23 protein-coding genes are annotated in these 24,810 nt (G+C 38.0%); 8 read left to right on the top strand and 15 right to left on the bottom strand.

Going from position 1 to position 24,810, the window contains the following annotated elements; all coding sequences use genetic code 11:
* Positions 1-10: 10 nt before the first annotated feature.
* The 10 genes from ACJG85_RS12160 to ACJG85_RS12115 all read right to left on the bottom strand — a co-directional run bounded on the left by ACJG85_RS12160 (position 11) and on the right by ACJG85_RS12115 (position 11,543).
* The gene (locus ACJG85_RS12160) at positions 11-469 is read right to left on the bottom strand and encodes a Fur family transcriptional regulator (protein WP_409678557.1); all 459 of its coding nucleotides are present in this window, start codon (positions 467-469) and stop codon (positions 11-13) included.
* A 122-nt stretch (positions 470-591) separates the two neighbouring features.
* Positions 592-2,811: a RelA/SpoT family protein gene (locus ACJG85_RS12155; protein WP_409678560.1), complete on the bottom strand. Its 2,220-nt coding sequence runs from the start codon at positions 2,809-2,811 to the stop codon at positions 592-594.
* An 87-nt stretch (positions 2,812-2,898) separates the two neighbouring features.
* Positions 2,899-4,443: a serine hydrolase gene (locus ACJG85_RS12150; RefSeq protein WP_412476519.1), complete on the bottom strand. Its 1,545-nt coding sequence runs from the start codon at positions 4,441-4,443 to the stop codon at positions 2,899-2,901.
* Between the two features lie 69 nt (positions 4,444-4,512).
* Entirely contained in the window at positions 4,513-5,301 is a 789-nt protein-coding gene (locus ACJG85_RS12145) for a TrmH family RNA methyltransferase (protein ID WP_412476518.1), read from the bottom strand.
* 20 nt (positions 5,302-5,321) lie between these two features.
* A complete protein-coding gene (locus ACJG85_RS12140) occupies positions 5,322-6,656 on the bottom strand; it encodes a DUF58 domain-containing protein (protein WP_412476517.1) in 1,335 nt (444 codons plus the stop codon).
* A gap of 26 nt (positions 6,657-6,682) precedes the next feature.
* Positions 6,683-7,687: an AAA family ATPase gene (locus tag ACJG85_RS12135; RefSeq protein WP_409678570.1), complete on the bottom strand. Its 1,005-nt coding sequence runs from the start codon at positions 7,685-7,687 to the stop codon at positions 6,683-6,685.
* Positions 7,687-8,889, bottom strand: coding sequence for a DUF4350 domain-containing protein (locus ACJG85_RS12130; protein WP_412464332.1), 1,203 nt, complete (start codon positions 8,887-8,889; stop codon positions 7,687-7,689). Before ACJG85_RS12130 ends, ACJG85_RS12135 begins: the two co-directional genes overlap by 1 nt.
* Positions 8,889-9,647, bottom strand: coding sequence for a DUF4129 domain-containing protein (locus ACJG85_RS12125; protein WP_409678576.1), 759 nt, complete (start codon positions 9,645-9,647; stop codon positions 8,889-8,891). Before ACJG85_RS12125 ends, ACJG85_RS12130 begins: the two co-directional genes overlap by 1 nt.
* Positions 9,640-10,578 carry a hypothetical protein gene (locus ACJG85_RS12120; protein WP_409678579.1) on the bottom strand — a complete coding sequence of 313 codons (939 nt, stop codon included), beginning with the start codon at positions 10,576-10,578 and terminating at the stop codon, positions 9,640-9,642. Before ACJG85_RS12120 ends, ACJG85_RS12125 begins: the two co-directional genes overlap by 8 nt.
* A gap of 2 nt (positions 10,579-10,580) precedes the next feature.
* Complete coding sequence (locus tag ACJG85_RS12115; RefSeq protein WP_412476516.1) at positions 10,581-11,543, bottom strand: stage II sporulation protein M; 963 nt, start codon at positions 11,541-11,543, stop codon at positions 10,581-10,583.
* Positions 11,544-11,563: 20 nt separating this feature from the next.
* Between ACJG85_RS12115 and ACJG85_RS12110 the strand changes: the two genes are divergently transcribed.
* Positions 11,564-12,307, top strand: coding sequence for an RDD family protein (locus tag ACJG85_RS12110; protein WP_409678584.1), 744 nt, complete (start codon positions 11,564-11,566; stop codon positions 12,305-12,307).
* Here ACJG85_RS12110 and ACJG85_RS12105 read toward each other — a convergent pair whose 3' ends face one another.
* Complete coding sequence (locus ACJG85_RS12105; RefSeq protein WP_412476515.1) at positions 12,308-14,041, bottom strand: gliding motility-associated C-terminal domain-containing protein; 1,734 nt, start codon at positions 14,039-14,041, stop codon at positions 12,308-12,310.
* Positions 14,042-14,211: 170 nt separating this feature from the next.
* Here ACJG85_RS12105 and ACJG85_RS12100 point away from each other — a divergent pair, with 170 nt between their 5' ends.
* Genes ACJG85_RS12100 through ACJG85_RS12090 form a run of 3 tightly spaced genes read left to right on the top strand, consistent with a single transcriptional unit; the run spans position 14,212 to position 17,504 of the window.
* Entirely contained in the window at positions 14,212-15,156 is a 945-nt protein-coding gene (locus ACJG85_RS12100) for a GNAT family N-acetyltransferase (protein WP_412476514.1), read from the top strand.
* Positions 15,153-16,232 (top strand): DegT/DnrJ/EryC1/StrS family aminotransferase, encoded by a 1,080-nt coding sequence (locus ACJG85_RS12095; protein ID WP_412476513.1) that lies wholly within the window; start codon positions 15,153-15,155, stop codon positions 16,230-16,232. Before ACJG85_RS12100 ends, ACJG85_RS12095 begins: the two co-directional genes overlap by 4 nt.
* Positions 16,233-17,504, top strand: a complete 1,272-nt coding sequence (locus tag ACJG85_RS12090) for an O-antigen translocase (RefSeq protein ID WP_412476512.1) — start codon at positions 16,233-16,235, stop codon at positions 17,502-17,504.
* Here the strand turns inward: ACJG85_RS12090 and ACJG85_RS12085 are convergent.
* Positions 17,501-18,640, bottom strand: a complete 1,140-nt coding sequence (locus ACJG85_RS12085; protein ID WP_412476511.1) for a glycosyltransferase — start codon at positions 18,638-18,640, stop codon at positions 17,501-17,503. The genes ACJG85_RS12090 and ACJG85_RS12085 overlap by 4 nt on opposite strands.
* A 67-nt stretch (positions 18,641-18,707) precedes the next feature.
* Between ACJG85_RS12085 and ACJG85_RS12080 the strand changes: the two genes are divergently transcribed.
* Together ACJG85_RS12080 and ACJG85_RS12075 are read left to right on the top strand one after the other, a co-directional pair.
* Complete coding sequence (locus ACJG85_RS12080) at positions 18,708-19,790, top strand: glycosyltransferase (protein WP_409678601.1); 1,083 nt, start codon at positions 18,708-18,710, stop codon at positions 19,788-19,790.
* The gene (locus ACJG85_RS12075; protein ID WP_412464323.1) at positions 19,791-20,195 is read left to right on the top strand and encodes a sugar 3,4-ketoisomerase; all 405 of its coding nucleotides are present in this window, start codon (positions 19,791-19,793) and stop codon (positions 20,193-20,195) included.
* Here the strand turns inward: ACJG85_RS12075 and ACJG85_RS12070 are convergent.
* Positions 20,181-21,107 carry a glycosyltransferase family 2 protein gene (locus ACJG85_RS12070; RefSeq protein WP_412476510.1) on the bottom strand — a complete coding sequence of 309 codons (927 nt, stop codon included), beginning with the start codon at positions 21,105-21,107 and terminating at the stop codon, positions 20,181-20,183. The genes ACJG85_RS12075 and ACJG85_RS12070 overlap by 15 nt on opposite strands.
* Positions 21,107-22,003: a glycosyltransferase family 2 protein gene (locus ACJG85_RS12065; protein WP_409678610.1), complete on the bottom strand. Its 897-nt coding sequence runs from the start codon at positions 22,001-22,003 to the stop codon at positions 21,107-21,109. Before ACJG85_RS12065 ends, ACJG85_RS12070 begins: the two co-directional genes overlap by 1 nt.
* A 60-nt stretch (positions 22,004-22,063) precedes the next feature.
* Between ACJG85_RS12065 and ACJG85_RS12060 the strand changes: the two genes are divergently transcribed.
* Both ACJG85_RS12060 and ACJG85_RS12055 read left to right on the top strand, forming a co-directional pair.
* Positions 22,064-22,885, top strand: coding sequence for a 2OG-Fe(II) oxygenase (locus ACJG85_RS12060; protein ID WP_409678613.1), 822 nt, complete (start codon positions 22,064-22,066; stop codon positions 22,883-22,885).
* Between the two features lies 1 nt (position 22,886).
* The gene (locus ACJG85_RS12055; protein ID WP_412476509.1) at positions 22,887-24,146 is read left to right on the top strand and encodes an ArnT family glycosyltransferase; all 1,260 of its coding nucleotides are present in this window, start codon (positions 22,887-22,889) and stop codon (positions 24,144-24,146) included.
* Here ACJG85_RS12055 and ACJG85_RS12050 read toward each other — a convergent pair.
* Positions 24,115-24,798, bottom strand: coding sequence for a cell division ATP-binding protein FtsE (locus tag ACJG85_RS12050; protein ID WP_412464320.1), 684 nt, complete (start codon positions 24,796-24,798; stop codon positions 24,115-24,117). The genes ACJG85_RS12055 and ACJG85_RS12050 overlap by 32 nt on opposite strands.
* Between the last annotated feature and the right edge of the window lie 12 nt (positions 24,799-24,810).

Genomic DNA, 24,810 nt, shown 5'->3' with positions numbered 1-24,810 from the left:
TGTTTGTTTATTATGGTGTCGGTTTTTTGGTAGCGTAAAAGTACAACGAGTGGTTGTGGATGTCAACTCCGAAAATTTCTTCAATAGTCTGTTTGATGGTTTGTATTCTCGGGTCGCAAAACTCAATCACTTCACCGGTATCGGTCATGATAACGTGATCGTGTTGTTTGTCGAAATACGATTTTTCATAATGCGCTTGATTTTGTCCGAATTGGTGTTTGCGTACCAAGCCACAATCCAACAAAAGTTCAATGGTGTTGTACAAGGTTGCCCTCGAGACACGGTAGTTTTTGTTTTTCATTTTGATGTATAAATTTTCGATATCAAAATGTTCCTCGCTGTCGTAAATCTCCTGAAGAATCGCATAACGCTCAGGGGTTTTACGGTGTCCGTTGTTTTCCAAGTACATCGTAAAAACATTTTTTACGGTCTCTTGATTTTTTAGATTATCGGATGCAATTAGTGTCATGCCGCAAAGGTAATTTTTTTGTTTAAGGTTTCAAAGTTTCGAGTTCAAAGTTTCGAGTACAAGGTTTCGAGTACAAGGTTTCGAGTACAAGGTTTCGAGTACAAGGTTTCAAAACTTCTAACTCAATTCGTATAGACTCTGGTGACTTTATCTACACCGTCAATTTTTTTGATGTTGTCTATCAGCTTTTTCAGTATATTGTTGTTTTGTACAATTACCGAAACTTGCCCGTTAAAAATTCCGGCTTCACCACTCAACGAAATGCTTTGGATGTTCACGTGCATGTTGTTAGAGATTACTTTGGTCAGTTCGTTGGTCAATCCCAAACTGTCCATACCGGTAATTTTAAGTGTGGCTTTAAATTCTTGTTGGGTCGAATCAATCCATTTGGCCGGCATAATGCGATAAGCATAGTTCGATTGCAGTGTAATGGCATTCGGGCAGTCTTTTTTATGTACTTTAATACCTTCATTAATGGTGATAAACCCAAAAACTTCATCGCCGGGTATTGGGTTGCAACAGCTGGCCAATTTGTAATCGAGCTTGTCTTGCTCTGTACCAAAAACCAATAAATCGTAATTTTTGCTCAATTCCGGTTTGTTGATTTCATCCGGATTCGAGCTTGGCGAACGTTTGATTTTACTCTTGAAGAAGTTCATCAAACTGTTGCTCTTTTGTGCTGCAAAGTCTTTTAACTGCTGGTTTTCGATTGAGCCGATACCCACGCGGTAAAACAAATCCAAGCTGGTTTTGAGTTTGAAGAAATTGACCAATTCGTTCACCACACTTTCATTTAAAGTAATCTTCAAATGTTTGAGTTTTCGTGTCAATAATTCTTTACCGTCTTCGGCAATTTTCTTCGTATTTTCGTTGAGTACGTTTCTTATTTTGTTTTTGGCGCGGGAAGTCGTTACATAATCCAACCAGTTAATCGTTGGTTTTTGATGAACCGAGGTAATCACTTCAATTTGATCACCGCTTTTGAGTTCGTGATTGAGCGGTACCAATTTTCCATTCACGCGCGTTCCTCGTGTTTTGATTCCGATTTCAGAGTGGATGCTGAAGGCAAAATCTAAGGAAGTTGCGCCTTTGGGTAGCGATTTGATTTCTCCTTTTGGCGTAAAGACGAAGATTTCTTTCGCGTACAAATTCATTTTGAAATCTTCCACAAAATCCACCGCGTTGGTTTCCGAACTTTCCAAAGCTTCTTTGAGCAGGTTTAACCAAACGTCCAAACCGCTTTCTTCGGTGGCACCTTGTTTGTATTTGTAGTGAGCCGCATACCCTTTTTCGGCAATTTCATCCATGCGTTCGCTTCTAACCTGAATTTCCACCCAACGGCCTTTCGGTCCCATAACAGTAATGTGCAAAGCTTCATATCCGGTGGATTTGGGTTGGGAAATCCAATCACGCAAACGACTCGGACTTGGGCGATAATGATCGGTTACTATCGAATAAATCTTCCAAGCCAAGAATTTCTCGTCGTGTAAATTGGATTTGTAAATGATGCGCAACGCAAACTTGTCGTAAACTTCATCAAATGTCACATTTTGAGCCGCCATTTTTCTTCTGATAGAGTAGATGGATTTTGGTCGGCCTTTAATAGTGTATTCGATGCCTTCTTCGTCTAATGATTTTTTCAAAACATCAGAAATAGTGGCTATGTAGGCGTCTTGCTCTTCTTTGGTTTCTTTGATTTTACTGACAATGTCGCGATAAACATCAGGTTCGGTATATTTTAAACCCAAATCTTCCAATTTGGTTTTGATGTTGTACAATCCCAAGCGGTGGGCGAGTGGTGCGTAAATGTATAAAGTTTCGGAGGCAATTTTGATTTGTTTGTATTCCGGCATGGAATCCATGGTTTGCATGTTGTGCAAACGGTCAGCTATCTTGATTAGAATTACGCGTACGTCATCGTTTAAGGTCAACAACATTTTACGGAAGTTTTCCGCTTGCATCGAAATGTTCATGTCTTTTTTAACCTGCGCAATTTTGGTCAATCCTTCCACCAAATGGGCAATTTTCGGATTGAACATACGCTCTATGTCTTCGATAGTAACATCGGTATCTTCCACCACGTCGTGCATTAAGGCTGCCGCTATACTACTGGCGCCCAAACCAATTTCGGAGGCTACAATTTTAGCCACACCAATCGGATGGAAAATATAGGCTTCACCGGATTTGCGTCGTTGGTCTTTGTGTGCATCTACAGCCACGTCAAAGGCTTTGCGAATCAGCTTTTTGTCAGCATCCGTCAGTGTTTGGTAACTGATGCGGAGCAATTCTTTGTATTCACGGGCAATTGCCTTGTTTTCTTCTTCTAAATCAATCTCAATCATAGCCTTGTCTTCAATTCCCTAAAAATAGGAATAAATGATGAAAATTCCAAGCTTTAACAGATTGAAATTTCAACGCTTAATCGGACTCTATTTTACCCTATGAAAATCTAAGTCGTGGAAGTCGTAACTGAAATCAGTCATGGGTGAAATCGCTTTCATTTTAAAGTGATTGATTTTACCGTCGGCATCCAAATCGAAGAAAATGTGCGCATCGGCATTGAAACTTCTAACATTCCATTTTACCACAAAATTCCGGTCTTTTTGCCAAAAGATTTCACCTACCAAGCGTTTAGAACGTTTGGAAGCAAAATACCATTTGCCTTTTTGTTCGTAAATCGTCACCTCGCCAAACCAATTGTCTTTGAAGGTTCCGGTATATCGGCTGAAATCGATTTTGGTTTTCGCTTTTAAATTCTGATTGACTTCGGCCCAAACTTCATCGGTTACTTTATCAGCGTTGTCTTCTTTGGCTCGTCGCTCTTGACCGAAATAGGCTAAGTGATCAAACTTCGGCAAGCCCAAATAACTGTCTTTTATGGTATTCGAAATCACAGTAAAAGCCGCACCGTTTTGCTGGTTAGTTAATACGATAATTCCCAATTTAACATCCGGAATCATGATGGTTTGCGTAACTATGCCATCCAAACCGCCGGTGTGTGAGACTTGCAAATGGCCGTTGATGTCTTCCAAACGCCAGCCCAAACCGTAACAGCGAAAATTAGAACTGTACGGATACGGATTGTTCATGGGTAAGATGGTTTGCGGCGTCCACATTTCTTTCCACTGTTTTTCAGAGAATAGCTGTTGGTTTTCGCCATATTTTCCGTGGTTCATTTGCACAATCAACCAATGGCTCAAGTCGTTTACCGAAGCATATAAACCGGCTGCAGCATCGAAAATCGGATTGGTGTAACGCGGTACGATTTCCAGTTTGCCGTTGGTTGGTACGTGTGGGACAATAACATTAGTCGTGTCTTTTAGTCTTCTCCATGAAGCAGCACTTTTGGTCATGCCGATTGGTTTCATCAAACGTTCTTCCACAAAATCACACCAAGATTTTCCGGAGACTTTTTCAATCACTTCACCGGCAATCACGTACAACAAATTGTCGTAGTCATATTGGGTTCTAAAACCTGAAACCGGTTTCAAATATTGAATATTTCTCACGATGTCTTTGGGCGTAAAATCGTGTCCGTCGGGCCAAATCATCAAATCGCCGGCACCTAATCCGAGTCCGCTTTTGTGCGTTAGCAAATCGCGTATGGTGAATTCTTCCGTCACATAATCGTTGTACATTTTGAACTCCGGCAAGTATTTTTTGACTTTATCATCCCAATTGATTTTGCCTTCATCTACCAAAATAGCCAAAGCAGAGGCGGTAAAAGCCTTACTGTTGGAGGCAATGCCGACCAACGTATTGGCGTCCATTTTTTGTTTCGTTTGGATGTTGGCAACACCGTAACCTTTGGCTAAAACCAATTTACCGTCTTTTACAATGCCAACTGCAATGCCGGGCACGTTAAACGTTTTTAAGGTGTTTTCAACCAAAACATCTACTTCTTTTTCTGTAATTTGAGCCGAAAGATTTCCTAATGCAAAAAGGGCAATTGCGATAAATATGTTTTTTTTCATAAAGTATATTGTTTCAGATTACTTTATTAAACAATCTGCATTCAAAAATTGGTATTCATCATTCTAAAATCAAAATCCTCTTTGGCGTTTGGCCTCAAAAATCAAAATGGCGGCTGCTACCGAAACGTTCATGCTGTCGATGGCGCCTTGCATTGGAATGATGATGTTTTGAGTAGCTTGATCACGCCAAGCTTGTGATAATCCGGTGGCTTCTGTGCCTACCACCAAAGCTGTAGGTGTAGCGTAGTTTTGGGTATGATAAGCCGTAGAATTCTGCAACGTTGCGCTGTAAAAATTGATGTGATTTTTTTGTAAAAAGGCTATTGCTTCTTCGGTACTTGCTGTAGCGATTTGATTGGTAAACAAACAGCCAACACTGGAGCGAACGATATTCGGGTTGTACAAATCGGTTTTAGGATTGGCTATGATTACAGCGTCAACTTTTGCCGCATCACAAGTACGCAACATGGCACCGATGTTTCCGGGTTTTTCAATCGCTTCCATCACTACAATAAGTGGATTTTCGGGTAGTTTTAAATCGTCTAAAGACAGTGATTTCATTTGGGCTACGGCTATGATGCCTTCCGTGGTGTCGCGGTACGCTAATTTTTGGTAGACTTCTTTCGAAATTTCAATCAGTTCCAACGAATATGGAATGCGTTTTTTAATTTCGGTTGCTGAAACCAATTCGGGTAAAAAGAGTATGGTTTCAATAGTGTAATTTCCTTTAATGGCCAGCACCATTTCGCGCAAACCTTCAATCAAAAACGTGCCTGATTGTTTGCGAGCTTTGGCTTTTTCTTGTAAAAGCACCAAAGATTTGATAAAAGGATTTTGAGCGCTGGTAATTTGTTTCATGCCGTAAAAGTACTCACTTTTTACAAAATTCCGCGGGCCTTGATTTCAAGGTATTTGTTGATGGTATCCAACGTAAGATTTTCCGGCTGTGTTAACACCGAGTGGATACCGTATTTTTTGAGTTCGGTGACGATGAGTTTTTTCTCGAAGATGAATTTTTCCGCGATGACTTTATCGTAAACTTCTTGAATGGTATCGGCTTTTTTGTTGGTGATTTGATACAATTCGGTGTTTTGGAAAAAGACTACTACCAGTAAGTGATTTTTCGCGATTCCTTTTAAATAAGGCATCTGACGGTGTAAACCATCCATAGTTTCGAAGTTGGTGTACAAGATAATCAAACTGCGTTGGTTGATGTTTTTCTTGATGTCGGCATACAAACGCGAGTAATCGCTTTCGAAATAATCGGTTTTAACGTTGTACAAATTCTCGAGGATTTTTTGCATTTGCGAGGTTCGCTTTTCGGCCACTACGCGGTTTTCGACTTTTTTAGAAAATGAAAACATTCCGGCTTTGTCTTGTTTTTTTAAGATGACATTCGACAAAACCAAAGTTGCGTTAATGGCATAATCCAGTAAACTCATTCCGTTGAACGGCATTTTCATTACACGACCTTTATCAATCGCCATATAAATGTTTTGCGATTTTTCATCTTGAAATTGGTTGACCATCAAGCTGTTTTTCTTCGCGGTAGCTTTCCAGTTTAAGGTGCGAATGTCATCGCCGGGAACGTATTCTTTGATTTGCTCAAACTCCATCGTATGTCCGATGCGTCTGATTTTTTTAACACCATATTGGAAAAGGTTGTTGGAGAAAGCAATCAAGTCGTATTTGCGCAATTGAATATACGATGGATAGGTTGGTACCATTTGGTCTTTGTCGAAACGATAGCGTTTGGCAATTAAACGCAATGGTGATGATACATACACATTGAGACAGCCGAAAAAGTATTCTCCTCGTTCTGTTGGTCTCAGATAGTATTGCACTTCATCCTGAGCGGTATTTTTTATTTTGCGTTTGATTTCAAAGTTTCTCACTTGAAACTGAAACGGAATCTCATCTATGATTTTAGTGTGAATGGCAAAGGTGTAATAATTTTTAACGGTAACCACTATCGGGTTTTCATCGCCGTTGGAGAGTTTTTCGGGAGTAGTTCGATGCGCTTCAATACCGTTTTTGTTACTGAAAAGAATCAAAATATCGATTACCAAAAACACCAATAGAATGAAGAATAAATACCAAGTGGCATTGTACAAAACCGGAAAGAAAAAGGCCATACAAAACAAGACTATGATGCCGATGAGCAAATAGAAAAAGAAATTGTTGAGGTATAGCTGTTTGATAAATTTTATCATAATGTTCCGTTTTGTCGGGAGTCGATCTATCTCGGGATTTCGATGCTTTCGATAATTTGTTTGATAATTTCTACGCTGGTTAGGCCTTCCATTTCGCGTTCCGGCGTAACAATAACTCGGTGTTGTAGTACCGGAATAGCGGCATCTTTAATGTCTTCCGGTGTTACAAAATCTCGGCCACGGATGGCAGCAAATCCTTTGGCGGCATTTAAAATAGCAATGGAAGCTCTGGGTGACGCACCTAAGTATAAGAACGCATTTTCTCGGGTATTTACTACCAACTTGGCGATGTATTCCAACAAGTTCGGTTCTACTAAAATTTGTTTCACCAATTGTTGGTAGTTCATAATATCTGTAGCCGTTAACACGGTTTGTATATCTTCTAATTTACCTTTGTTTTGCAACGAATGCTCGCGGTTGATGATGTCGATTTCTTCATTCAATTTGGGATAATCGACATTGATCTTGAATAGGAAACGGTCAAGTTGCGCTTCCGGCAAACGATAGGTTCCTTCTTGCTCAATTGGGTTTTGTGTAGCCAATACGATAAACGGTTGTTCTAAAGCATAGCAATGTCCGTCAATAGTAATTTGGCGTTCTTCCATCACTTCAAACAAAGCGGCTTGGGTTTTGGCCGGCGCACGGTTGATCTCGTCTATCAAAACTAAATTGGAAAATACCGGTCCTTTTTTGAATTCGAATTCTGATTTTTTCAAATCGAATACCGAAGTTCCTAAGATGTCCGACGGCATTAAATCGGGCGTAAACTGAATACGGCTGAAGTCGATTGAAAGGGTTTTGGCGATGATTTTCGCCGTCATGGTTTTGGCTACGCCGGGAACACCTTCAATTAATACGTGGCCGTTGGCTAAAATAGACACCAATAGTTGGTCGATCATTTTGTGTTGGCCTACGATAACCGTTTCCATTTCGGCCTTAATTTTATCAATGCTTGCGCGCAGTGGTTCCAAATTCAATCGGGACTCAAAATTTACATTTTCCTGAGCTTCGAAGTTTTCTGTATTTTCCATTAGCTGATGATTTTTTCTATTGCTTTATTGATTTCTATTAAATCAGTTTCGATACTTTGATGGTAGCTTTTCTTTTGATAATTAATCAAATATACTAAGTGTTCAATGTCTTTGATGTCTTTGCCGGTTTTGGCGTGTAATTTTTTGATAAAGTTTTCATCCAGAACGGCGGTGTCAATCAGATATTCGTTGCGAACACGCTCTAAGAAATAAATGATTTTTTTGTCAATCAGGTTTTGGTGGTTGCCTTCCTGATAGTATAAATTACCGATGGTTTTGGTAAAATCAACCGTAGTATTGGATAAAGGCTTGATAATCGGGATCACTCTTTGTCTTCTTTTGGCGTTAAATATCATGAAAATAACTATGCCGGTCAGGAACAAATACCAGGCGTACATTAAGGCCGGTTGGCTTCTTATAAAACGCAACATTGAGGTGGACTCGGTAAGACCTTCCTGTTCGTTTACCAACCAATAAACATTGCCGTTGGGAACATAAGACAATACCTTTTCGGTATATTGGTAATGGTTGTCTTTTAATAAATGATAATTGGTAAAAGCAGTCGGTTGCAAATGAATGAAGAAGTTTCCTTTCTTGTAAGGTACTTTAATAAAATTGACGCGCTTGTTGTCTTTCCCGGATTGATAACCTAAAATAGTTGTGGTTAAGGTATCAATACTGGAGAAATAGGTGTTGTTTCCGCCTTTAGACAAATCGTATTTTTGTTGGCCTAAATTAGGATTCGCCATCCAGCAGTTGGTTTGGGATTTGAAATTGAAATCGGCATCCAATTTAATATTCAGGGAATCAGTGAATATTTCCGGGAGTCTTTCCACGCTTAAGAAGGCATTGTTGCCATGGCTCACATAATAAAACATCTCCTTGGTCGATTCGTCATCTATAATGTAAGTGTCGCAAACATGGAATAGCGTTCCTTTTACAGTGTAATTGTCAGCTTCTTTGTTGTAATCGTAGTTTTCATCCAAAAATTCGTAGGCCGATTTTCGAACTTTTTCGATTTTTCTTTGGTTTAAAATGGTTTTACTTTCTTGGTCAAAAACATACAACCCGAAAGGAATCTTATCTCTCAGGATATAACTTGGCGACCAATCAACCGGTTTCGGGCGAACAGCATCAACATAAATCACTCCCGCCATAAGAACGACTAATAAAAAGATGTATATTTTTAGAGTTCTGTTCATTATCTTAACGATTGCAGGGTATTTTCAAAAGCCTTTTGCGCTTGCTTGAAAGTGGTTTCATTCATTTCAAATTCTCCGTACCAAATATAATTGTACAAATAGGAAAGGTATTGGAAATTGTTTTTTAGGTCTTTTGATTGGATTTCATACAAGTAATCCGTGTTGGTTTTGTCCACATGCCATTCGATGATATTGCGTTCTGACAATTTTTTCAAAGTCCACAAATAGTAGTAGCGGATGGCCAAACGATGGTTGTTGTCGTTTAATGTTTGTTTCAATAACTTTTCAAAATCAACATGTACCAAGTTCTTTTCGATGTCGTCATCGTGGAGGATTTTTTTCGTAGTAGATTTTCCGAAAACCCATTGTCCTTCCTTGTTTAAAATGACTTTGACAATCAGATAAACCACATAGATAACGATGAGTCCGGCCAAAACTTTGAGCGTAATTTCTACATAATCGGAAGATACTTTGGTGTCGGACAAACCGAAAATCTTTTTGAACCAATAGGCGAGCCAATCTTTAAATTTGTCCCAAAGGCTTTTGTCGGAGAGTTTTACTTCGTATTTAAAATCGTTGGATTTGTACTTCGATTTAAAATCGGGGGAAATTGTTGCATTCTTTTGCATTGGCGCTTGATCTACCTTACACTTTTTTTCGAGTAAAGCCAAAGAATCCCTCTCGGACACGGTTAATGTTTCCTGTGCCCAATTAGGAGAGCTGAAAAGCAACCAAAAAAGAAAGAGAAGTTTATTCACTGCCAATCAAATCAATTGAGAAATCTGCACTTTTATTTTCATCGAATTCTTGTCGGCTGTAATACACCAATCCCTGATTAATAAGCAATAAATTGTTGAGGATGTAGCTCATTAGCAGTGAAAACACCATAACAATGGTCATGATTAAAGTCAAGACCGACATAGGATTATTACCTCTATTCCCTTCTTCTATACCGGTAAAAACAGAAGCCACACCAAACATATAAGGAATCATAGTAAATACTGTCATAGCTACTTGAATGATGATGTAAATAATCATTGAAGAACCTACTATAGGAAAATATTGTTTGGTCAAGTGTTTGAATCCGCTACCGTAACTTTGAAAAACACCTTTGTTCGAATTAAGATATTCAAAGAAACTTAAAGTAACCCAGCTAAAAGCGGTTGGGATAGCAAAAAGCAAAAGCGGAATACCGATAATGATGAAGCAAAGCAAAAAAAGCAAAGTGAAAACCACCATCAAAACCGGTGTAATTAAAAAAACCGTGACCAAAAAGAAGACTACTATTTTACCGAAATGGGCTTTGAATCGGCTTAAAATTTCTTTGGTTCCAAAGTCGTTACCGTTCTTTTCTCTGTACAAATCCAAATAGATTACCGGCAAAGCGTAGTTGAGCATACTCAAGAAAATCATGAACAAAAACAAACCAATTGCAGCCAAAATAATTGTTGGCATATTGTTAGTCAAATAGCTTTCTAAATATTCAGAGTTATTACCGCTCGGATCAATTTTGAACATAAAGTCGAAATAAACCTGAAATAAAAAATAAGAAGCCGCTACTAAAATCAGCAATAAAGCACCGTTGATGGTGAAGTAATTTTTGAGATAATGTTTTCCGCTCACTTTAAAAAAAGCAAAGGTATCGCTAACGTAGTCGCCGAAATTTCTTCTTTTAAACAGTGTAAACATAGTTAGGGTTTTAATTTTTTATGAACAATGAATGGGAAAATTAAAAAGTAAAATGAGATTAAAGATAAAGTTCCCAAGATGATGAAAACATTCAGCCAATTAGGCATTTGTAAAGCGTAACGGGTAACAAAACCTTCTAAAAATCCGGCTGCTATAGTGAACGGAATAGTGCTCAAGAAAATTTTTAAACTGTCTTTGAAACCAATTTTAAACGAGTTCAACCTTGAAAATGTTCGGGGAAATAAGATTGACGCCCCTAAGATGAATCCGCAAGCCGATTCGATTACAATGGCAAAAATTTCCATGGAACCATGAATCCAAATTCCCCTGACACTCTCCCAAAAAACACCGTGTTGGTAAAAGAAATACTGGAAAGTTCCTAACATCATGCAATTTTGAAACAACACCAAAAAAGTGCCGATTCCACCGAAAATCCCGTAAATAAAACATCTTACTCCCACAAACAAGTTGTTCAGTGTTATGGCGATAAATCCGCCCCAATTGCTGCCTGATTTGTAAACAGCCACCGGATCACCTTTCTCAATGTTTTCTATGGTCATGTTGACATAACCATCGCCCATAATGAGACGTGCTAAACCATCGTCATATTTGGCCGACAGTACACCCATGGCTACGGTGGTGAAAAACAGTAAAAAAGCGTAAATGAGATAACGACGGTATTGGTAAACCAACAAAGGCACTTCGACGGAGAAAAAATAAACCAATCTATTTTGCTCTTCGCGTTTGGTTTTATAAATTTTCTGATAAATTTGTGAAGCCAAATAATTCAGATAAACAACAGTTTTACTCTTAGGATAATAGGTTTGCGCATACGACAAATCATTGACCAAATGGATGTATAAACTAGCCATTTCATCAGGATTTTTTTTAGTTTTACCAAAAATCGCTTGCTCAAAGTCGAGCCACTTTTGTTTGTTTTGTTTTATAAATGCTACTTCCCTCATGGAAGGCTAAAATAAGAATTATGTCACAACTTTCTATAAATACAACACAAAATGTTGTTATAAATTTTACAGCCGCTTCCATAGGGGAGAGAATTGGCGCGTATATGCTTGATTTACTGGTAAAAGCGGCTTATTTTATCATTATTTATTATGTCTTTTTCAGCTTTTTTCAAATTGACCGATGGCTTAATCAGTTGGATAATTGGTCGCAAGCGGCTGTCTATATGCTGTTTTTCTTACCGATTGCTTTCTACTCTTTAGTGCAAGAAGCTTTGTTGGAAGGTCAAACCTTAGGTAAGAAATTAGTAAAGATTAAAGTGGTTAAAATAGATGGTTATCAGGCCGGTTTCGGGGATTATTTGATTCGTTGGTTATTTCGTGTAATAGATATTTCTATTGGCAGCGGTATCATCGGTTTGATTACTATGGTGGTGAATAGCAAAACCCAAAGGTTAGGCGATATTTCTGCCGGAACAGCAGTCATAACACTGAAAAATAAGGTTACCATCAGCAGCACCATTTTAGAAGAAATTGGTCATGAATACCAACCCAAATACCCATTGGTCATTAAGTTATCGGATAACGATGCTCGCATCATCAAAGAAACTTTTCAAAACGCTATGAAGTCGGGTGATTTTGTGGTGATGAATAAACTTACTGCAAAAATTGAACAAGTAACCGGTATCAAAAATGATTTAGGCAGCACCCGTGAGTTTGTACAAACTGTATTGAAAGACTACAATTACTACACACAAAACATGTAATTAGTGTACCATAAAAACAAAGCCGCTAAGTGGTTTGGGATAATCGGGATCGTTTAAAAACAAAAGATAAAAGTAAGTCCCGTCGGGAACTTTTTCGGTAGCAACGCCGTTATTTGAAGTGCCATCCCACTTTTCAGTATTGGGATTTCCGGTCCAAATTAATTTGCCCCAGCGATTGTAAATTTCAATTTTATAATTCAAAAAAATGTTGTCCAAACCGTCAATGGTGAAGACATCGTTGTAGCCGTCAACATTAGCCGAGATATAATTGTAAACCGTCGGAGGACAGTTGCGAGTGGCCAGGAGAAAAGAGGTTACGCTGTAGCAATTCTCATCCTCTATACGAACAAAAATCTCTTTCGGAGTGGCATTAGCCGTATAGTTGGCGGTGTTGAGTATCGGATTGACAGCATTGTTGGCATTGTCCAAACTTTCATAAAAAGCTACAGTGTGATTGGGGTCAACTTTAACCAAATCCGGATAGTTTGAAAAGTTGAAAGTGCCTTTTGTAAAACCTTCATTACAAGCTATTAATGTGGGTAAAACATTGAACGGTGGCGAGCTTATCAATGTTACTGTTGCACTAAAGGCGTTGTTGTTTTCCTCTAACTCAATCACTGTTCCGGTACCATCGCCCTTATCATCTACCACAATGGTTAGGTTGAAATCATTGGGAATAGTATCGGGAACGGTAACAGTGATTTGTCCGCTCAATGTTCCGTCAATCGGAATAGCAACGCCAGTTTCAAAAGTAGTCAATGCGGTGTTGTTGGCATAAATCGTCACCGGTGTATCAAGTGGTAAAGGGCCGGTACAATCTAAATTAGAAACGGTATAATCGATGATAATGGTTCTTGAATTACACTGTTTTTGTACTTCATTGATGACAATGCTGCCATCTGGAACCTGACTGTTAAATTTAGTCACTACGGTATTAATCATTACAAAATCCTGCGAGGATGAAAGGGTAATTTCGGCTTTGTTATCGCCAATTTGTATGTTGTTTTGAATATTATAGATGTCCAAATCCATGTTGTACAGCGTGGTGCTTCCGGTGATCGAGTTGGTGCTGTTGAATACATTGTTGGAAGGGTTTTGGGCGTTAAAAAGCAAATCGCCATTGATTCGGAATTCTTCTGTGGCCAAAATCGAATCGCCTTCCCAAGCTAAAAAACCAACTTTAGAATTTTGGTTGTCAATCACGTTGAGGTTGTTCAAAGTGATGGTCAAATCATCCGGAACGGCTTCCAATCCGTCGTAAATATTGATTTGGTTCAAAGGTAAACCGGGACGACTGTAAACAATGAGTATAGCCCAACCGGCAAAATTGGTTCTGCGTTGTAAATGCAGCGGAACATAGGGGGTAACATCCAAATCTGATAAAGTATAATTACCGTTTCCGTTGGCTTGCACAAAAGTAGTGATGTCTTTAAAGGCACTGAAATAACTAAAAGTCAATCCGTCTATGTCTCTAACATAGCTAAAAGTCCTATCGGGCGTCATGGTTGTTGTGTTTAGCTTTACATTGAAATCGCCATCACCGGATCCGGCCCAATAAAGATAGGCTCTGAAAACGGTGGCATCGGTATCTAAACTCAAATTAGCCGAAGATGCCGTGACGGTTACCGGTTGGTTTATGGAATTGTTTTCTGCAGTATTTAAAGTATTGCCGATAAAAGTAAAATCGTAATTCCCGTTGTGTTGTTCAAGTAAAGATATGTCTTGTCCCTTCACCTCATAAAAGTGAAAAAAGAGTATAATAAACCACAGTAATTTACGTTTTGAGTTCAAGTTAAAATACTATTTATCAGCTAAAAATAAGTAATTATTTTGGAAATCGTATTTTTTGAAGTGAATGCCATTAAAAAATAAATGTTTAATTTTCCGAAGTTTTAGAGAAACCTGTGAAAAACTATACTGTTAAGCGTTACTGTTCGGATGATTTTGCGATTTGGAATGATTTTGTCAACCAAGCGACAGATGCCCCATTTTTATTTGACAGAAAGTTTATGGAGTACCACGCGGACAGATTTCAGGATTTTTCATTACTGGTTTTTCAAAAGCATGTTTTGCAAGCCGTTTTTCCGGCTAATTATAAAGGCAATACTATTTATTCTCACCAAGGCTTAACTTATGGCGGATTTATTTTTAAGGACGAAATGACGCCAGAATCTATCCATGAAGTAATCACTGAAACTTTCGGTTATCTTCAAAAGCAATCTTTCGAGTATTGTGAAATTAAAGAAATGCTTCCGTTTTACGCTCCGTTACATTTTACATCAACTCGAAACTGTTTATTGGGAAAAAAGAGCGAAGTTATAGCGCAAAAGATGAACTTGGCAGTCGATTTTCAATCGGATTTTAAAATCTCTAAAAGTAAGTTAAAGCATTACCGCCGATTACAATCACTAAACTTAACTGTTAAAAAAGAAACCCAGTTTGACGCTTTTTGGACCAATGTACTTGAGCCTTTGTTATGGGATAAATACCAAACAAAACCTTTACATTCGTTGGCTGAAATCAGTTTGCTGCAATCGAGATTTCCCCATCATATAGAACAATACAATTTGTACCAAGACGGTGAAATTTTAGCGGGAATTACCCTTTTTAAAGCAGGCAAAGTAGTCAAATCACAATACGGAGCCACGACCGAAAACGGAAAAAAATTCCGAGCTTTGGATTATCTTTTCTTGTATTTGATTGCGCATTTAAAAACGGATTATGATTATTTTGATATGGGTACAGTTAACGATGACAGTGCATTAGGATACAATGAAGGTTTGTTGAACCAAAAAAAAGAGTTAGGTTGCAGCTTGTTTTTCCAAAATATATACCAAATGGCACTATGATAAAATTCCTCGACCTGCATAAAGTGAATCTGCCTTACCAAGTTGCTTTTCAAGAGAAAATGCAAACAGTATTGGATAAAGGTTGGTTTGTTTTAGGCGATGAAGTAAAACATTTTGAACAACAATTTGCACTATTTACCAATGCTAAATATTGCATAGGCGTAGGGAATGGTCTAGACGCGATGGTAATCATTTTTAAAGCCTATATCGAGCTGGGTTTATTGCAAAAAGGAGATGAGATTATAGTGCCGGCCAATACTTACATTGCCAGTATACTCGCCGTTTTGCAAGCCGATTTGGTCCCAATTTTAGTGGAACCTGATGAGGAAACCTTCAATCTCAATCCCAACGAAATCGAAACCAAAATTACAGCCAAAACCAAAGGTGTTTTAGCAGTACATTTGTACGGGCAATTGGCCAATATGGAAGCCATTTCAAAGATTGCTTCAAAGCACAATTTGCTCCTCGTGGAAGACGCCGCTCAAGCCCACGGACTGCCTTTTTACGGAAAACATGCCAGAGCTTTCAGTTTTTATCCCGGGAAAAATTTGGGTGCTTTAGGCGATGCGGGTTGTGTAACTACTGATGATGATGCCTTAGCGAAAGTGATTTTGGCTATGCGGAATTATGGCTCAGAACAAAAATATTACAACGACTATTTGGGCGTGAACTCGCGTTTGGATGAGATTCAAGCGGCTTTTTTAAATGTGAAATTGCCTCATTTGGAAAAAGAGAATGTCATTCGGACCTCAATTGCTAAAAGGTATTTGACCGAAATCCGTAATCCTAAAATTCGGTTGCCGAAGTGTGTTGATTTTCAGAAGCACGTCTTTCATTTGTTTGTGATTCGCACCGCCAATCGAAACGATTTGCAAGCCTATTTAAAGCAAAACGGAATAGAAACCTTAATCCATTATCCTGTTCCGCCTCACCAACAAAGAGCTTTGTCGCATTGGCAATCGCTTTCATTTCCTATTACTGAAGCTATCCATCGCGAAGTATTGAGTTTGCCTATGAGTCCGGTGCTTACTGCAGAGGAAGTTGATCATATCATCCGAATCTTAAATCAGTACTAATTGGAGTTTTTCAATCAAATACTAAAAAAAGAATTGTTTAAAGTAACCTCTTTGAACGGTATTAGTGTGTTGGTTAAAATTGTAACGGGTTTTGTAACTTCCAAGATTATTGCGGTGTTTTTAGGGCCGTCAGGGATGGCTTTGGTGGGTAATTTTAGAAATTTTATCACTGCAGTTGAAAACATAGGGACAGTGGGATTTCAAAACGGTATCATTAAATATGTAGCAGATTATCATAACAAAGAAGACTCGTTAAAATCCTTTTTGGCCACCGTAACCACCATCATCTTCATAGTGGTGTTGCTACTTTTAGGGGTGCTTTTTTTTACAGCAGATTATTGGAATGTCAAGCTTTTCGGAGCGCATTTTCAGTATGATACCATTTTTAAAACCTTAGCCTTTTGTTTGCCTTGGTATATTGGTTCGATTTTGTTGACCTCTGTTCTAAACGGATTGGAGGCTTATGGAAAAGTTATTCAAATCAACATCATTGGAAATGTATTGGGGATGCTTTTGTCATTGGGTTTGATTTATCAATACAAAGAATTCGGTGCGCTTTTGGCAATAGTCATGGCACCAACGATTGTTTTTTTAGTCACTGTTTTTTATTTGTACAAGAAACTTAACTATTTCAAAATTTCTTTCAGCAATCTCAACAGTACTTTCCTCAAAAACCTCTCAGAGTATTCCCTTATGGCTTTGGTTTCGGCTGTTTTAGGGCCGATTGTTTTGCTGTCTTTGCGAAATACCGTCATCCACACCATAAGCTATGAAGCGGCCGGTTATTGGGAAGCTTTAGTCAGAATTTCATCCTATTACTTTTTGTTTTTGTCCACCATACTAACGGTGTATTATCTTCCAAAACTCTCCAAATCAGAAAGCGAAGCAGCCACCAAAAAGCTTTTTTGGAGTTATTTTAAAGGGATTATTCCGTTTTTTATAATCGGATTGGTAGTGCTTTATTTTTCAAGGGTTTACTTAATTCCGCTATTATTTTCACACGATTTCCAACCGGTTTCCGACTTATTCTTTTGGCAATTTATTGGAGATGTTTTTAAAGCCATCTCGCTGATTTTAGGGTATCAGTTCTTTGCTAAAAAGTTAACCAAAGCCTTTATCATTTCAGAAGTGTTTTCTTTTGCCGTACTCTGGATTTCCGGGCATTATCTTATGAGTGTCTTTGGTATAGAAGGTATAGTGATGGCCAATGCCGTTACCTACGCAGTTTATCTGATTACATTAACAGTTTACTTCAGAAAGAGTTTGTTCTAATTCTTTTTTGTCCAAACTGAAATATACTTTTCAGCTATCATTTTGTAATGATGTTCTCTCACTACAAAATCTCGTGCATTTTTTCCAATTTCATCTATCATGTGCGGATTTTCAATCAGTTGAGATAATTCAGCCACTAAATAGTTCACATCGGGCATAGCATTTACCGCCACTTTTTCAGTTAAGCGGTAGTATTTTTCAAATAGGGCAGAAGCATTGGTAAATACCACTTTTCCTTTTGCCATCGCTTCGAGAGCATTATAGCCTTGGTCATGACCATATAGCTGATCTAGAACAATATGTGCTCGATTGTATTGATTGATATATTCTTCATAAGGTACATTTTCGGTAACTGTAATGGACACTTTTTCAGAATATTTCTCCTGAATGATGGTCAAGGCTTTTTCAAAAAAGTCATTCCCTTTTTTAAAGTAACTTTCCCTATTAATCCCGTGAAAAATTTCAATTTTAGGACCGATTTCCATTGGAATATAGTCGAGTTTATCCAAGTTTATCGGATTCGGAATCATGTCTGAATATTTCGGGTGGTTTTGCCACGGCAGCTGGTAATCCAAATCAGAAGTTATCACACCATTGCATTTTTCTTGGATAAAATGGTGAAGTTTTTCAAACGATGGTGTTCTGAACTTCAATACATTCGAAAAAGCTTTGTCGGCAATTTTGCCCGCTAAATACGGCTGAACTATCGAAGGATTATCCGGATGATTGAAATTGTAATTCACATGCACATAATCATCACCGCAACTCAGTAGAAACACTTTTTTATTGTGATCAAACAAATAGTCCAATATTTTGGTTTCATACTTGTAATCGCAATAAAAACTGTTTTCATTGATTAATTGCACTACGTCAAAATCCTTAAAATGAACTTGGTTTTTACAGAATTGTCGGTAAGTCAGGAATGAAGAAATGTCAAAGCCGGTAAGCTTTAGCAAAGCAATCTTGCACTTTTTTAAAAGGCCGTTGTCCCATTTTTTCACGAGAGGAAAATCCACCGGGTAATCTTTAAAGCCATCCTTAAAACCCAAGATAATCACTTCGTGGCCCAATTCGAGCAAACCTTCTTTCAAAGAATTGTGTAGCCTACTGTATTCTCCAATGAGTAAAATCTTCATTATCTTCCTATATTTACGCAGCCAAAATCAATGCTGCGTTTTAAATACGTTGCAATATAAGTAAGAAATGAACAACAATCGCAAAATAGCAATAGTTTCCGCTTCACTCGGTGTTGGCGGTGCCGAGCGTTTTACCGCTATGTTGGGCAGTATGTTGCACGGTTTGGAATACGAAATTCATCACCTTATCATCTTCGATTATGTGAGTTACGGATACAAAGGAAAATTGGTGAATTTGGGTAAAATTTTCGCCCGTGAGCAAGGCATTTTCCGAGCGGTTAAAAAAGGAAAGTACATCGCAAATTATCTATATGAAAATCAAATAGAAGTTGTAATCGACCTTCGATCTCGCCCCATGTTAGTGCGTGAAATTTTCACCCAATGGATTTACGGTAAACGAAAGACTTATTTCATGGTTCACAGTGCCAATTTGGAAATGTATTTCCCGAAATCGCAGTTTTGGACAAAATACCTTTATGCGAAAGCCAGCAAAATTGTAACGGTTTCCAAAGCCATAGAAGATAAAATTCAAACGAAATATGGTTTGACGAATACGCAAACTATCTATAATCCGGTGGATTTCCCGGAAATCTTGTGGGATAAACCCAAAGAACTACCCGAAAAGTATTTGCTCTTTTTTGGTCGTTTGGAAGACGCCATTAAAAACTTGTCGCTCCTAATTGATGCTTATGACATCTCGGAAGCCAAAGCCAAAGGTTTTCATTTGATTTTACTGGGTGATGGCTCTGATAAAGATAAAATAGCGGAAAAAATTCAGCAAAAACAACTCGGTTCTTTTGTTAAAATTATTCCTTTTCAAAACGATGTTTTACCGTTTGTGCAACATGCTAAAGCGACCATTTTAACCAGTCGATACGAAGGCTTTCCGATGTCTTTGATAGAATCTTTAGCCGCCGGAACACCGGTGATTTCGGTAGATTGTGAAAGTGGTCCGAGTGAAATTGTACGCCACGGATTTAACGGTTTGTTAGTCGAAAACCACAATGTTAATGCCTTGTCCAAAGCCTTGGATTTGCTTATAACTGACGAAAAGTTATACCAAAACTGTAAAAATAACGCCAAACAAAGCGTAGAACATTTATCTTTGAACTTGATTGCGCAATCTTGGCAACAATTATTAAAGGAGTAAATGACTGCAATAGCCGATATCAAAATACTACCGATACCCAAAATACAAGACGTTAGAGGGAATCTTTCTGTCATTGAAGGCGATGTGATTCCGTTTGCCATGAAACGCGTATATTATTTATACGATGTGCCGAGTGGTGCCGAACGCGGTGGTCATTCGCATAAAGTACAACAAGAATTTTTAGTGGCTTTAAGCGGTAGCTTTACGGTAGTGCTTACCGATGGTAAGGACAATGTCTCGGTTACACTCAATAAACCCAACGAAGGATTATTAATCCCCAACGGTATTTGGCGCGAATTGGAAAACTTTTCTTCCGGTTCGGTTTGTTTGGTTATTGCTTCCGATGTATTTGAAGAAGCCGATTACATTAGAAATTACAACGAATACCTGCTATCTAAAAACTGAATTCCCTAAGCCGTAACTAACAGCCTTATTTTTTGCCCAAACCAAAAGGCGTAAAATAGGACCGGGCATTTGTATCAAGATGTTTTTTTTCAAACCCAATTGGCCTGAATCAATTTGGTTGTACAATTGTTTGGCCGTTTTCATATCTCCGTTCAATTTACATTTGATGATGGCCGAAAATCGGTTTTGGTCCAAGTAATGTTTCAACTTAAGGTTTTCTTTTTCTAAAGCAGCATATTTATCAAAAGTGTAAGGCTCAAAAAAATACTGCCAATTTCTGGAGATACTGTTTTTATCATAGCGGTATTTGGCCAAAACAATCCCTATGAATCCTATGCTGAATTGCAAACCGATTCGCATCCATAACTCGGTATCTTCACCCTTTTTGATTTTGGTGTCGAATGAGCCGATTTTATCAAAAACAGTTTTGTGAATCGCCACCGCTGAGGTCCATAATATGCATTCTTTCCGACTGGCTTCAAAAAAATCTACCTTCTGAAAATCGGTTATGTTTTCCAAAGAATACTCTGCTGAGATAGTTTTTTTAGCAGTTTCTATGGCTATCGCACAAGAAAATACTTTTTGATTAGGATGAGTATCTATATAACCTTTGAAAGTGGCTAAATAGGTTGGTTTCCAAAAATCATCAGCGTCTAAAAAACAAATAAATTCACCCTGAGCCTTTTCAATACCCAAATTTCTGGCTATTGCTACGCCTTCATTTTCTTTGTAAAAATACTTTATTCTGTTGTCATTAAGAGTCTTGATTACGCTTTCGCTATTATCTGTAGAACCGTCGTTTATAATGATGATTTCAAAATCGGTAAAGGTTTGCGTTAAGACACTTTGCAATGTCTCACTAACAAACATCGCTTTGTTATATACCGGAATTATGACAGAAAAGAAAGGCATCAGCGAAGATTTAATTGACAAAAGTAACCCAATCGATACAAATCAAATACTAAAAGTGAAGGTTTAGCCGATAACAATTGTTTGGTCATCAACGATTGTAGTAAACCGAATGAAAAAGCGGTTATTCGGGTCAAACCGAATTTACGAAGTTTGCCGTACATTCGGGTTAGGGCAGTGTCTTCGGCTTGAATGATTTGATGGTCTAATACCCATTTTAAGTTTTGCAATGAGTTGTGGAATTTATCCAAAAAAATTGCTGAACTCTCCAAATTAAGATGGAAAGCCGCATTCTCAATGTGCCATATAGGTACTTGCTGTTTTTTTAATCCGAGTATTAAAACTATGTCCTCGTAACCATAACGGTAAATTTCAGCCTTGAAAGGATAAGCCAATAACAAATCTCTTCTGACCAAAATGTTTGAAATTAAACAGTAATGGTAAGGATTGGATAGTCTTTTGGACAAAGGAATTTCTTCCCGACTTTTACCGAACACCCAACGGAGTAACTGTTCCTTAGATGGTTTTTCGTTTTGGTATAGCAAACCACCGTAAACCACCGAATTGGTTGCATTTTTAATCTGCTCAAGATAAGTTTTTATAAAGTTTTCCGATTGGGGAAACATATCGCAATCCATCAGCAAAACCCAATCGAATTTGGCTTTTTGTATTAGGGAATTCCTATTTTGTCCGCGACCTAAATTAGCATCGTTTCTTTCAAATCGGCAATTAGAAAGTTGGTTGATAGTGTTGTTAAGGTTGGTGTTCTCATTTACGGGAGAAGCATCGTCTTGAACGATAATTTCGAAGTTAGTGTTTTCCGCCAACAATTGTCGATGCAATTCCGTTACCAATGGTAAAGTGTTGTAATCGTATGTAGGAATTAGCACTGAAATCATTTAGAAAACGGAATTAAATAATACCTTTACAAAGAAAATATATTTTTTGGCAACTATTACATGATGAACCGAATTGATTTAGCGAATTATATTTTAGAAAAATTACAAGCGCAAAAATCGCAGTTGCAAGCCGACTTTACTTCTCAAAATAAGTCTATTCGCTACGGATTTGTAGATGATTTATTGCCTGAAGCAGTAGCCCACGAAATCGCAGCCGTTTTTCCCAAACCTGAAGCGATGGTTTTAAAGAAAAGTTTGCGTGAAGACAAGTACATAGCTGCACAAATGAATTTGTATCATCCGCTACTTGAAGAAATTATATATGCCTTCCAGGATTCGAGAATCGTGACCTTGATAGGCGAAATTTGCGGGATAGAAAAACCCATTCCCGACGAAAACTTGTATGCTGGCGGGATTTCGTTAATGGCAAAAAATCAGTTTCTGAATCCGCATTTAGACAATTCACACGACAAAGATCGCAGTCTATGGCGTGTACTGAATTTGTTGTATTACGTGACACCCGATTGGCAGAAAGAGTATGGCGGTAATTTAGAACTTTGGCCCAATGGTTTGTCGCAACAGCCGGTTACCATTCACAGTAAATTCAACCGTTTGGCTATTATGGAAACGCACAATCATTCCTTACATTCGGTTTCACCTGTGGTATTTGAAGGCTATCGCCGCTGTGTGTCGAATTATTATTTTTCCGAAAAACCGTTGTTGGCAGCAGATACTTTTCACGTGACTTCCTTCCGCGGTCGCCCAGAAAATAAGTTGACCGATTTGGTTTTACAAGCGGATACATTTTTGCGCATGTGTATTCGTAAAGTCTTTAAAAAAGGAATTAAAGAAAATCCACACGTTTACAAAAAGGACCAATAGTTTGTTTGCAATACTTAAAAAATACCGTTACCCATTATTCTTGGTGCTCATCGGCTTACTTTGGCTGGAAGTATTGAATTTACTGTTGCAATTAGACCAACAAACGCTGATTTATCCTGATTCTTCCAATTATCTCGAATCGGCCCAAAAGATGTATTTAAAATTTACCGGACATTATTATCGTCCGATGGTAATGGCATTTATCACCGGATTGCCATATTTATTCGGGAGTTCCGATGCCGGTATTTTCCAATGGAGTTTGATAGTAAATGTGTTCTGTTGGTTGGGAACTTCCCTGTTGCTGTTTCAGATGACCAAAGAATTCTTGTCGGAGAAGATTGCCTTTATTTTTGCCATGCTTCCTTTTTTTACCATCGGAAGTACGGTGCTTAACTATCATTTACTGACTGAAAACATTTTTACCTTTTTTATTTTCCTGTCTTTTTACTGTTTGTTTCGCTATTATAAAACCAACAATTTTTGGTTTTTGTCTTTTTCATTGTCATTATTGTTGTCAAGTATGCTCATCAAACCCGGCGTAAAATTCTTTGCTTTGTTGATGTTGCTTTTGTTTCTTAAAACCGTGTTGAAAAATTACAAAACCAAAAGCATGATTTTGATTTATGGCAGTGTGTTAATGATTTTGATACAGATTGTTGGGATGAAAGTGCAGTATGGAGATTTTACCATAAGCTATATAGATGGTGTAACTTACCACAATTATTTGTTTAGTAAAGCAGATTGTTTTAAAAACGGGAAAGAATACCATCAAATCAACAATCCCAGAGCAGAGTATCTATTCAGTTTGTCTTTTTCCGATCAAAAACGAGTAGCTACAGAAGATGCGATTCACCAGATGAAAACCAATTTTCCCAATGTTGTTTGGGCTTATGGACACAATTTACTGGAAAATACCAAAACCGGAAACGCTTGTGTTATTGATGTCGTGAACAAAAAGAATACCGGCTATTTTGAGTTTTGCAAGGCTGTTGCTTATGATTCGTCCAAATGGCAAAACCGTTTGTTTACTTTGCTTGGATTTTTAGTGTCGTTGTATTACATACGCCAACTTTTTACCCGAAAAAGCGGCGAAGCTTTGATGGCGATGTTTGTATTGTATACTATAATGTTGTCAGGAATATCAAGCGGTCAGGGTGATCGTTTTCACTTGGTTACTTTTCCGTTTGCTATTTTTCTTTTGGCAAAATGGTTGAGCGAAACTGAACGATTTAAACGGTTTTCTGTACCACTTCAAAAATAGTATTGTCTTCGCATTTTAAGGTTTTTGACGGGAATTTCATCAACAACGCATAATCGTGGGTGGCCATGATTACGGTTTTACCATTCTCGTTAATTTTTTTCAAAACCCCTAAAACTTCAGCACTGGTTTGCGGATCTAAGTTTCCCGTTGGTTCGTCGGCCAAAATCAATTCCGGATCATTCAACAAAGCTCGCGCTATGGCTACTCTTTGTTGTTCTCCGCCCGAAAGTTGGTGTGGCATTTTATTGGCAATGCCTTTCAAACCTACGCGGTCTAAAACATCATCAATTTTATTTTGCATTTCTTGTTTGTCTGTCCAGCCGGTGGCTTTCAACACAAACAGCATGTTTTCGTTCACGCTTCTGTCTAATAACAATTGGAAATCTTGAAATACGATTCCAATTTTACGTCTCAAAAACGGAATGTCTTTTTCTTTTAAATTCACCAAATCATAGCCTACAATAGTACCGCTTCCTTCTGTTAAAGGTAAGTCGCCGTATAAAGTTTTCATAAAGCTACTTTTCCCTGTCCCGGTTTTACCAATAATATAGAGGAATTCACCTTCCTTGACTTCCAAGTTTACTTGCGATAAAATCACTCTGTTTTCCTGATAAATGGTAACGTTTTTTAAAGATAAAACTGTTGCTGACATGGATAATTAGGT

Source organism: Flavobacterium mekongense, assembly GCF_047038255.1.
GTDB classification, from domain to species: Bacteria; Bacteroidota; Bacteroidia; order Flavobacteriales; family Flavobacteriaceae; genus Flavobacterium; species Flavobacterium mekongense.
The sequence above is the reverse complement of the archived record's forward strand: the minus strand, read 5'-3'. Positions and strand labels throughout refer to the sequence as shown.

What these genes read in the sequence shown, in the direction of transcription:
- ACJG85_RS12085 (WP_412476511.1), bottom strand. Translation starts at nt 18,640, where the DNA reads ATGAAGATTTTACTCATTGGAGAATACAGTAGGCTACACAATTCTTTG.
- ACJG85_RS12155 (WP_409678560.1), bottom strand. Translation starts at nt 2,811, where the DNA reads ATGATTGAGATTGATTTAGAAGAAGAAAACAAGGCAATTGCCCGTGAA.
- ACJG85_RS12050 (WP_412464320.1), bottom strand. Translation starts at nt 24,798, where the DNA reads ATGTCAGCAACAGTTTTATCTTTAAAAAACGTTACCATTTATCAGGAA.
- ACJG85_RS12095 (WP_412476513.1), top strand. Translation starts at nt 15,153, where the DNA reads ATGATAAAATTCCTCGACCTGCATAAAGTGAATCTGCCTTACCAAGTT.
- ACJG85_RS12160 (WP_409678557.1), bottom strand. Translation starts at nt 469, where the DNA reads ATGACACTAATTGCATCCGATAATCTAAAAAATCAAGAGACCGTAAAA.
- ACJG85_RS12120 (WP_409678579.1), bottom strand. Translation starts at nt 10,578, where the DNA reads ATGTTTACACTGTTTAAAAGAAGAAATTTCGGCGACTACGTTAGCGAT.
- ACJG85_RS12070 (WP_412476510.1), bottom strand. Translation starts at nt 21,107, where the DNA reads ATGCCTTTCTTTTCTGTCATAATTCCGGTATATAACAAAGCGATGTTT.
- ACJG85_RS12135 (WP_409678570.1), bottom strand. Translation starts at nt 7,687, where the DNA reads ATGGAAAATACAGAAAACTTCGAAGCTCAGGAAAATGTAAATTTTGAG.
- ACJG85_RS12130 (WP_412464332.1), bottom strand. Translation starts at nt 8,889, where the DNA reads ATGAACAGAACTCTAAAAATATACATCTTTTTATTAGTCGTTCTTATG.
- ACJG85_RS12080 (WP_409678601.1), top strand. Translation starts at nt 18,708, where the DNA reads ATGAACAACAATCGCAAAATAGCAATAGTTTCCGCTTCACTCGGTGTT.
- ACJG85_RS12065 (WP_409678610.1), bottom strand. Translation starts at nt 22,003, where the DNA reads ATGATTTCAGTGCTAATTCCTACATACGATTACAACACTTTACCATTG.
- ACJG85_RS12150 (WP_412476519.1), bottom strand. Translation starts at nt 4,443, where the DNA reads ATGAAAAAAAACATATTTATCGCAATTGCCCTTTTTGCATTAGGAAAT.
- ACJG85_RS12075 (WP_412464323.1), top strand. Translation starts at nt 19,791, where the DNA reads ATGACTGCAATAGCCGATATCAAAATACTACCGATACCCAAAATACAA.
- ACJG85_RS12060 (WP_409678613.1), top strand. Translation starts at nt 22,064, where the DNA reads ATGATGAACCGAATTGATTTAGCGAATTATATTTTAGAAAAATTACAA.
- ACJG85_RS12140 (WP_412476517.1), bottom strand. Translation starts at nt 6,656, where the DNA reads ATGATAAAATTTATCAAACAGCTATACCTCAACAATTTCTTTTTCTAT.
- ACJG85_RS12145 (WP_412476518.1), bottom strand. Translation starts at nt 5,301, where the DNA reads ATGAAACAAATTACCAGCGCTCAAAATCCTTTTATCAAATCTTTGGTG.
- ACJG85_RS12110 (WP_409678584.1), top strand. Translation starts at nt 11,564, where the DNA reads ATGTCACAACTTTCTATAAATACAACACAAAATGTTGTTATAAATTTT.
- ACJG85_RS12115 (WP_412476516.1), bottom strand. Translation starts at nt 11,543, where the DNA reads ATGAGGGAAGTAGCATTTATAAAACAAAACAAACAAAAGTGGCTCGAC.